The following is an 8,319-nucleotide window of genomic DNA, read 5'->3' as shown; positions in this document are numbered from 1 at the left end:
AAAAGCCAGTCACGCGGACTGGCTTTTCGTTTTATGGCTCAAGAATTACGAACGGTGCGGATTGTTCGGGTGGTCGTCGAAGCGGTTGCGCACGCCGTCGCCGTCACGGTCGCCGCGCTGCCAGCCGCCGCGGTCCAGCGTCCAGCCATTGGCGCCCTGGCGCCATTCCGGGCGGTGGTAGCTGTAACCCTTGCGAACTTTCTCGAAATGACCCTTCTGCCAGACGTAGCGGTGGCCATTCCAGTTCCAGTAGCCCGGCGCCCATTCGTAGCCGCGGCGTGCATGGGGCACGACTTCATGGCGCGGCGCCGGCGGCGCGGTACGGACGACCAGGACGTCACCTTTCGCGAAGGCCTGCGCCGGGACGAAGGCGGCGGTGCTGATCAGGGCTGCGGCAGCGGCACAGAGGATTCGTTTCATGATGCTTCTCCTTTCGGTTGGTGTGCTTCCACTATAGCGATCCAGACCGCAATAGAGTGGTTTTGATGCAAGTGCTTACAACCGAAACATGAAGCGACAGATGTGTAACAAGGGCAAGGTATTGCGCAAGCTTAATGGGTTTTCAATTCCAGGCGGAATCCCGACTGTGGGCGATCAAAGGCGCTTGCGGTTGTGCTTGTCGTGCCAACGCTGACCCCGTAAGGTCTGGTGACCCCTGCCGCATACGACCGGAGCCTTGCCATGAAATTACGTCTCACGCCACTGCTCTGCACCCTGCTCCTTCCCTTGCTGGTTGCCCATGCCGGCACCGGGCTGCTCGACCCGGCCCTCTATCCCACGCAACCGGACACGCACGAATCGCCCTGGCGTTATACGGCACCGCCCGGTCCGAACGCCACGGCGCGGCTCGCCTACTGGAGCGATGTGGCCTGGCATACGATCGCGATCGACCATGCACCGCCGCCGGCCGGGCCATCGCCGGAGCCCGAACAGCCGGGGCCGACGCACAGCAGCCGGATGATGGCGATCTTCCACATCGCCATCTACGATGCCCTGAATGCCATCTACCGCCGCTATCCCGGCTACAGCGGGAACCTGCCGGCGTTTGCCGACAGTTCGCCCGACGCCGCGATCGCCCAGGCCGCGCACGACGCATTGGCGGCCCTGTATCCACGCCAGGCCAACCGCCTGCAGGCCCTGCTGAACGCCGAGCTGGCCCGTCTGCCCGCCGGCCGCGCCAAGCTGAACGGCATCGATATCGGAAGGCGCGCAGCGGCGGCCATCCTCGCGCTGCGCGCCGACGATGGCTCCGACCGGCCGGAGCCCATCGTCGGCGAAGACTATCCGCTCTACAAGGAACCCGGCAAATGGCAGCCCGACCCGGTCAGCAGGATCAGGGTGGCTTTTGGCGCCTATTGGGGACAGGTCAAGCCTTTCGTGGTGCCGTCGGCAGCCGCATTCCGGCCGCCACCGCCACCGCCACTTGCGAGCGAGGCCTATACGCAAGCCTTCAATGAGGTCAAACAGCTTGGCGGCATCGGCCCGGCGACCAGGCGTACGCCGGAACAGACGCGCATCGGCATCTATTGGGGCTACGACAGCACGGCCTGGGTCGGCACGCCGATCAGCATGTACAACCAGATCGCGGTCCAGGTGATCCGTACCCGCACCCAGGATGTCCTTGAACAGGCGCGCGCCCTGGGCCTGCTCAACGCGAGCCTGGCGGACAGCGTCATTGCCGGCTGGTCAGCCAAGTACTACTACAGGTTCTGGCGCCCGGTGCACGGCGTCCGCGAAGCCAGTCCCGGCACCGGCCCCACCGGCCAGGGCGACGGCAATCCGGACACGCTGGCCGATCCCAACTGGACGCCGCTGGGCTCTCCAGCCAGCAATCTGGTCGGCCCCGACTACACACCGCCCTTCCCCTCCTACCCGTCGGGCCACGCTGTCACGGGCGGCGCCAGCTTCCAGACGCTGCGCAAGCTGTACGGCGACAAGCTGAGGTTCACCTACGTCTCCGACGAGTGGAACGGCGTCACCCACGACAACGAGGGCTGGATCAGGCCGGTCTGGCCGCGCACCTACGGCAGCCTCTCGCAGGCCGAGACGGAGGCCGGGCAGAGCCGGATCTACATCGGCGTGCACTGGCAGTTCGACCGGACCTCAGGGCAGGCGCTCGGGCGCCAGGTCGCGAACTACGTATTCCAGCGCGGCCTCGTACGTCCGGACCCGTAAACGACAAACCGGCCTCGCGGGCCGGTTTGCGGTACTTCCAGGGAAGCAAAAAATCAGTCCAGCTTCCAGGCGTAGTCGACCTTGGTCCAGGTCTGGGCCGGTGCGCCGTCCTTGGTGCCCGGCTTGAACTTGCATGCCGACAGGCCTTTCAGCGCTGCCTTATCCAGGCCTTTGAAGCCGCTCGACTTCTCGAGTTTCGAATCTGCGACCGAGCCATCGGCGTTGATCTGGAACGACATCGAGGTCACGCCCTGCTCTTCGTTCATCAGCGACGCTTTCGGGTACTCGACCTTGCACTTCGACGGATCGAAGGAAGCCGGGACTTCCGCAGCGGCAGCGAAACCGGTGGCGAAGAGACCAGCGAACAGGACAGCGGCAAATTTCTTATTGGACATTTTTATTTCCCCTTGCTAACAAAGTTTTTTTTAAATGGCCGGTAGGCTTACCGGCCGTTTTGACGAGCCGTCCTGGCTCAGAATTCTTCCCAGTCGTCGCTGGCGGCTGCCGCGGCGACTTTCTTCGAGGTCGACGATGCGCTGCCTGCTTCCGGTGCCGGTGCTTCCTCGGCCTTCACGGTCGCTGCCTTGCGGGCGGTAGCCGGCTTTTTCAGTTGCGGCGCTGCCGTTTGCGGACGCGCCGGGCGGGCCACGACGGCGCGGGTTGCCACCGCGGTCGAGGACGCTGCCGGTGCGGCTGCTTCGGCGAGGATGGCTTCTTCGCCTTCCAGCTTGAAGATGCTGACCACACGCTGCAGCTCGGCAGCCTGGTCCTGCAGACTCTGGAAGGCGGCGGCAGCCTGCTCGACCAAGGCGGCGTTCTGCTGGGTCATGCCGTCCATCTCGATGATCGACAGGTTGACCTGCTCGATACCGGCGCTCTGCTCGGCGCTGGCGTTGGCGATCTCGCTCATGATGTCGGTCACGCGCTTGACGCTGCCCACCACTTCGTCCATGGTCACGCCGGCCTGGCCGACCAGCTTGGAACCGCGGCCGATCTTCTCGACGGAGTCGCCGATCAGGGTCTTGATTTCTTTCGCAGCCGCTGCGGAGCGCTGTGCCAGGTTGCGCACTTCGGATGCGACCACAGCGAAACCGCGGCCTTGTTCGCCGGCACGGGCGGCTTCCACGGCAGCGTTCAGCGCCAGGATGTTGGTCTGGAAGGCGATGCCGTCGATCACGCCGATGATGTCGGCGATCTTACTGGCGGAGCTATTGATCTCGCCCATCGTGCCGACCACTTGCGACACCACTTCGCCGCCCTTGCGAGCCACATCCGATGCGGTGGCAGCCAGCTGGTTGGCTTCACGGGCGTTCTCGGCGTTCTGCTTGACGGTCGAGGTCAGCTCTTCCATGGCCGATGCGGTCTTCTCGAGCGAGCTGGCCTGCAGTTCGGTACGCGAGGACAGGTCGGTGTTGCCAGCGGCGATTTCACGCGACGCGGTGGTGATGGTATGGGTGCCGCGGCGGACCTGGCTGACGATGTCGACCAGGCTGTTGCGCATCTGTTTCATTTCGCTCAGCAGGCTGCCTTTGTCCGACGATTTGGTGTCGATGGCGATCGACAGGTCGCCTTCGGCGATGCTGGTGGCGATCCTCGAGGTGTAACCCGGTTCGCCGCCCAGTTGCTTGAGCAGGCCGCGGGTGATCACATAGGCGGCCGCCACGCCGATGGCGACGGCTGCCAGCAGCGTCAGCAGCATGGTGTTACGCGCGCTTTCGTACTGGGCGCCGGCATCGGCCTGGGTCTGGGCGTTCTGCTTGTCTTCACGCTCGGCCAGTTGGTCCAGCGCGTCCAGCCATTTCTTCTGGGCCGGACGGATTTCCTTGACCATCACGCGGGTCGCGTCCATCGCATTGTTCGCCAGGTACAGTTCCGATGCCTTGGCAATCGCCGGCATGGCGACGCTTTCGGCTTCCTTGATCTGGACCAGCAGCGCTTTTTCTTCAGCCGAGGCTTCGATCGCGAATTTCTCGCTCAGTTTGGCCTGCAGCGCGTCGTATTTGGCGGTCTGTTCCTTGAAGCGCTTGAGTTCCGGTTCCATGTCGGACGGATCGGTCATCAAGGTCAGGGTGCGCAGCGAAGTGATGCGCTCGCTGACGTTGTTGCGCATGTCGACGACCAGGCGGGTCACGACGTTGCTGACGCCGATGACGTGATCGAGCCGACTCTGGATCTGCCCGGTGCGAACGATGCCGACGACAGTCAAAACGACCATCAGCACGAGCACCAAAGCGAAGCCCAGCGCCAGACGCATGCCGACCTTCATGTTGGATAAATTCATTTACTGTCTTCCCTGGTTCAAATGATTGGATCCACGCCCGGAACCTCTGCGCCGCGCGTCGCTTTATTACTAAAAGTCCGACTTCTCCGTGAACTTTTGTGTGTATTTCCGTCAGGATAAATCAAAAATTGACAGTTGCAGCTAATAAACATGATCTAGCTCAATACTGTTTCGCTACTACAACAATGCCAAGTGTAATGCGAGGAGAAGAGCGAGAATTATGAGTCTATTCTTGCTGTTGAGCAAGGAAAAGCGGCTTACCAGCTGTCTATACAACAGGGGGTGTGGTGAGATTTGCACAGGAAAGGCGGTCCTGCCTGGCACCGCCGTAACAAACGGTTAACTGCGTTGTTTAATCGATCACGCTGCTTTACGCATGCGTCCGGCCGCTTCCAGCAGCAACTCCGGATTGCCTTCGGCCAGCCGGCGCGAATCCGACAGCAATTGGCGGAAGGCGCGAGCGCCCGGCAGACCAGCCATCAGGCCCAGCATGTGGCGCGTGATGCTGTTCAGGCGCAGGCCCAGCGGACCGTAACGTTCGAGTTCGGCGCGGATATACGGGATCATGGCTTCCAGGACGCGCTCGCGCGACACCGCGCCGCTTTCTTCGTCGCCGTAAAAACGTGCGTCCCAGTCGGCCATCAGCCAGGGGTTGTGATAAGCCTCGCGACCGATCATGACGCCATCGACGTGCTGCAAGTGGTCAGCGATCTCGTCGTTGGTCTTGATGCCGCCGTTGATGATGATTTCGAGCTCGGGGAATTCGCGCTTGAGTTCGTACGCGACGTGGTAGCGCAGCGGCGGGATCTCACGATTCTCCTTCGGCGACAAGCCCTTCAGCACGGCGTTGCGCGCGTGGACGATGAAGGTGCGGCAGCCGGCGTCGGCAATCTTGCCGATGAAGTCGCGCACGAAGCCGTAATCCTCGTTGTAGTCGATGCCGATGCGGTGCTTGACAGTGACGTCGATGGCGACGGCGTCGCGCATTGCCTTGACGCAGTCGGCCACCAGCTGCGGCTCGTTCATCAGGCAGGCGCCGAATGCCCCCCGCTGCACGCGTTCGGACGGGCAGCCGCAGTTCAGGTTGATCTCGTCATAGCCCCATTGCTCGCCCAGTTTCGCGCTTTTCGCCAGGTCGGCCGGCTCGCTGCCGCCCAGCTGCAGGGCAATCGGGTGCTCGATATCGTCGTAGCGCAGGTGACGCTCGACGTCGCCATGGATCAGCGCCCCGGTCGTCACCATCTCTGTATACAGCCAGGTATGGCGGGTGATCTGGCGGTGGAATACGCGGCAGTGGCGGTCGGTCCAGTCCATCATGGGCGCCACGCTTAAACGACGTGAACTATAAGTTTCTGATTTCATGCTATTTCTTCCATTTTTTGGACCCGAAAATCTCCGTATTCCTTCGGCTTTTGTGCGGATTTTTGTGGCACTTTGCTACATCGCTACGGAGGAATGGCGGAGAGCTGCGGATGGCCTCAATCAGGAAGCGGGAAGGAAGTTGGGTTGCAGAAGTGCGACGGGTTGGGCATGAGTCGATCAGCCTGTCCTTTCCCACGAAGTCCTTGGCTTAGAAGTAGGCCTGGAAGATCGGAGCTGAGATGGATGCGAGCCTGTACCGCGACAATCGAAACCTCAATTCTATTACATTCGGGGATCTCATCGACAGGTACACCGAAGAGATCGGCGCGATACGCCCATTCGGCAAGAACACGGCCGCAGTCGCAAGAAGCCTGACCGCGGCGCTGGGTAGGGCTCCGTTGTCGAGCTTCAACGCGGAGCGCCTTGATGCGTATGGGGACCAGCGACGCGCCGGCGGCGCTGGTGGTGTCACGGTCGGAACTGAGCTTAGCTACATCGGGGCGTCCTGAAGACAGCAGGCGCTATCTGGAAAATGCCTCTGGACCAGGCCGCTGTGTCAGACGCTCTAGCCCGGCTGGCACGCCTCGATGTGTCCACAAAATCCCGCGAGCGCCAGGCGCCCTGCTCGAGATGCAATCGAACGGCTGTGCCAACACTTTGTGGCCCGAAGTCGCGCCACCGAAGGAGACGAAAACACGACAGTGCAATAGCGGTACCCTGAAGCATTTCTTTTAAGACATTGGCGGGTGATTGGACTGTATAGAAACTCCAAGTTTATGGCTCGGCAAGTCAATTTCACGATCAACCGGTATATCGCAAAAGTTTCTCGAATAAGGTTCAAAACCCGGGGAAGCTTCGAGACTTGTGCATTCAGTCGGCGCAAGAAACAAGCGCCTTTAAGGCACTAACCGCTTTTACTATTTTTGACTACTCAAGTATGGCAACACTCGTTTGCAGAACCATGCAAATATAAAACCTTATGCTCCGCAACCTCAAAGTCTAATGACGGTCGCCATCTGCGGCATTCCGCGGGCAGGTGTGCCAGCACTCGCCGTTCCAGTGAGCAAGCCCCGCAGCGCCTCGGCGGATGTATCACGAATACGACACATTGAAGGCGGCTTAGGACGCCACGCAGTAGACATACGACCTGATGAGGACGCGCCCCCGTGATTGAGTACCAGTGGCGCCGGCGCGTGCGGTCACTGTATTTATTTGATGGACTTTTAATCGCTCGACTATTAATATTTGGTCACTTGCGGTGCCGTCTTCGAGGGCCTCGAATGCGCAACCGTGTTTGAAAATCTTATTTGTTCAGCCTGATTTTTATGACGATCTCGGTAATTGTGCCAGTTTTTAATCGCGAATTAACAATCGCCCGGTGTTTGCAATCAATAATCAATCAGATTGTCGCAGTTGACGAGGTCATTGTCGTCGACGATGGCTCGGTCGATGGCACTGCCGAGATCATTAAATCATATCAGCTTGACCACCCTAATATTAAATTGGTTGAAAAGCGCAATGGGGGTGTTGCCTCGGCGCGAAACGCTGGTATCCGTGTTGCAACGGGAGAGTGGATATTATTCCTCGACTCTGACGATGTGTGGGTACCCAAAAAAATTCAGAATTTTGTGCAATCCGTGCAGAAGTTCCCGCAGGTCGAGTTTTGGCACACAAACCGAGCCCAACAACTACACGGCGTCATTGACGGTGGCCGCACAGTGCCAGCGTCGTCTATGCAGGACAAAGAGTTCCTCTATTCGAACTGGGCCATAAAAACTTCCACGGTTGCAGTTAGTCGAAAGTTAATCGAGAGTGTCGGGAAAGCATTCGATGAAAGTCTCCGGACCTGCGAGGATTACGAGTTTTTCTGGCGGTGCATCTTTGCTGCCAACAAAGTCGGTTACATCGATTTGAACGATACCATCATCTATTTGGGTGACGACGGTATCTCGCGTAGTACCCGTCGCGAACTATGCATTCGCGACAATCTAGAAGCGATGCAACGTTTTAAAGATTGGGTCGGAAAAAAATCGCCTGAGCGTCGTAAGGTCGGGTCTCTGATGAGGGCAAGGATGCGCAGGGAGTATTCCGACTTGTGGGCGCTGTCGCTTCCGACCGGCGGCATCCGCCGTGCGCACGCCGCTCTCTCCGTGGCAAGGAGAGATATCGGTACGTTCGGGGTAGTGGCAAGCCTGCTTTCGGCAGTTCGAGCACGGCAGCGGGAAGCCGCTTCGACTGCCTCCAAGGCGGCGTAGCTCCGCTAGCAGTCCTGTGGGTTCGCACTGTTCAGATTTGTGCAATGACATCCATGACTCCGTGAGCATCCAGCCCCCTGGAAGAAAATTCAAAAATTTTTGGTTAGCATTTAATGCCACACGGAAATTAGTCGCCTCTTCCTTGTGAGCGCGCGATGAGCGCACCGCCAACCGCTTCACAACACCGGATCCATCATGCTGAGCCTTCATACCAATGCCGCGACCCTGTCCGCGCAAAACTCGATC

General features: G+C 59.9%; 7 protein-coding genes. 3 read left to right on the top strand and 4 right to left on the bottom strand.

Annotated features, from left to right (window positions below):
- Nucleotides 1-45 precede the first annotated feature (45 nt).
- The gene (locus NX782_RS25960) at nt 46-420 is read right to left on the bottom strand and encodes a YXWGXW repeat-containing protein (protein ID WP_258848399.1); all 375 of its coding nucleotides are present in this window, start codon (nt 418-420) and stop codon (nt 46-48) included.
- Between the two features lie 261 nt (nt 421-681).
- Here NX782_RS25960 and NX782_RS25955 point away from each other — a divergent pair, with 261 nt between their 5' ends.
- A complete protein-coding gene (locus tag NX782_RS25955; protein WP_258848398.1) occupies nt 682-2,175 on the top strand; it encodes a vanadium-dependent haloperoxidase in 1,494 nt (497 codons plus the stop codon).
- 53 nt (nt 2,176-2,228) lie between these two features.
- Here NX782_RS25955 and NX782_RS25950 read toward each other — a convergent pair whose 3' ends face one another.
- The 3 genes from NX782_RS25950 to dusA all read right to left on the bottom strand — a co-directional run bounded on the left by NX782_RS25950 (nt 2,229) and on the right by dusA (nt 5,773).
- The gene (locus NX782_RS25950) at nt 2,229-2,570 is read right to left on the bottom strand and encodes an energy transducer TonB (RefSeq protein WP_258848397.1); all 342 of its coding nucleotides are present in this window, start codon (nt 2,568-2,570) and stop codon (nt 2,229-2,231) included.
- A 77-nt stretch (nt 2,571-2,647) separates the two neighbouring features.
- Nucleotides 2,648-4,456, bottom strand: coding sequence for a methyl-accepting chemotaxis protein (locus NX782_RS25945; protein WP_258848396.1), 1,809 nt, complete (start codon nt 4,454-4,456; stop codon nt 2,648-2,650).
- Between the two features lie 360 nt (nt 4,457-4,816).
- The gene (gene dusA, locus NX782_RS25940; RefSeq protein WP_370661839.1) at nt 4,817-5,773 is read right to left on the bottom strand and encodes a tRNA dihydrouridine(20/20a) synthase DusA; all 957 of its coding nucleotides are present in this window, start codon (nt 5,771-5,773) and stop codon (nt 4,817-4,819) included.
- Between the two features lie 284 nt (nt 5,774-6,057).
- Here dusA and NX782_RS25935 point away from each other — a divergent pair, with 284 nt between their 5' ends.
- Both NX782_RS25935 and NX782_RS25930 read left to right on the top strand, forming a co-directional pair.
- A complete protein-coding gene (locus tag NX782_RS25935; RefSeq protein ID WP_258848394.1) occupies nt 6,058-6,327 on the top strand; it encodes a hypothetical protein in 270 nt (89 codons plus the stop codon).
- A gap of 798 nt (nt 6,328-7,125) precedes the next feature.
- Nucleotides 7,126-8,073: a glycosyltransferase family 2 protein gene (locus NX782_RS25930; protein WP_258848393.1), complete on the top strand. Its 948-nt coding sequence runs from the start codon at nt 7,126-7,128 to the stop codon at nt 8,071-8,073.
- The last annotated feature ends 246 nt before the right edge of the window (nt 8,074-8,319 follow it).

It is taken from the genome of Massilia norwichensis, from assembly GCF_024753245.1.
GTDB classification, from domain to species: Bacteria; Pseudomonadota; Gammaproteobacteria; order Burkholderiales; family Burkholderiaceae_D; genus Telluria; species Telluria norwichensis.
Note: the sequence above shows the minus strand (reverse complement) of the source record. Positions and strands in the feature narration are given on the sequence as shown.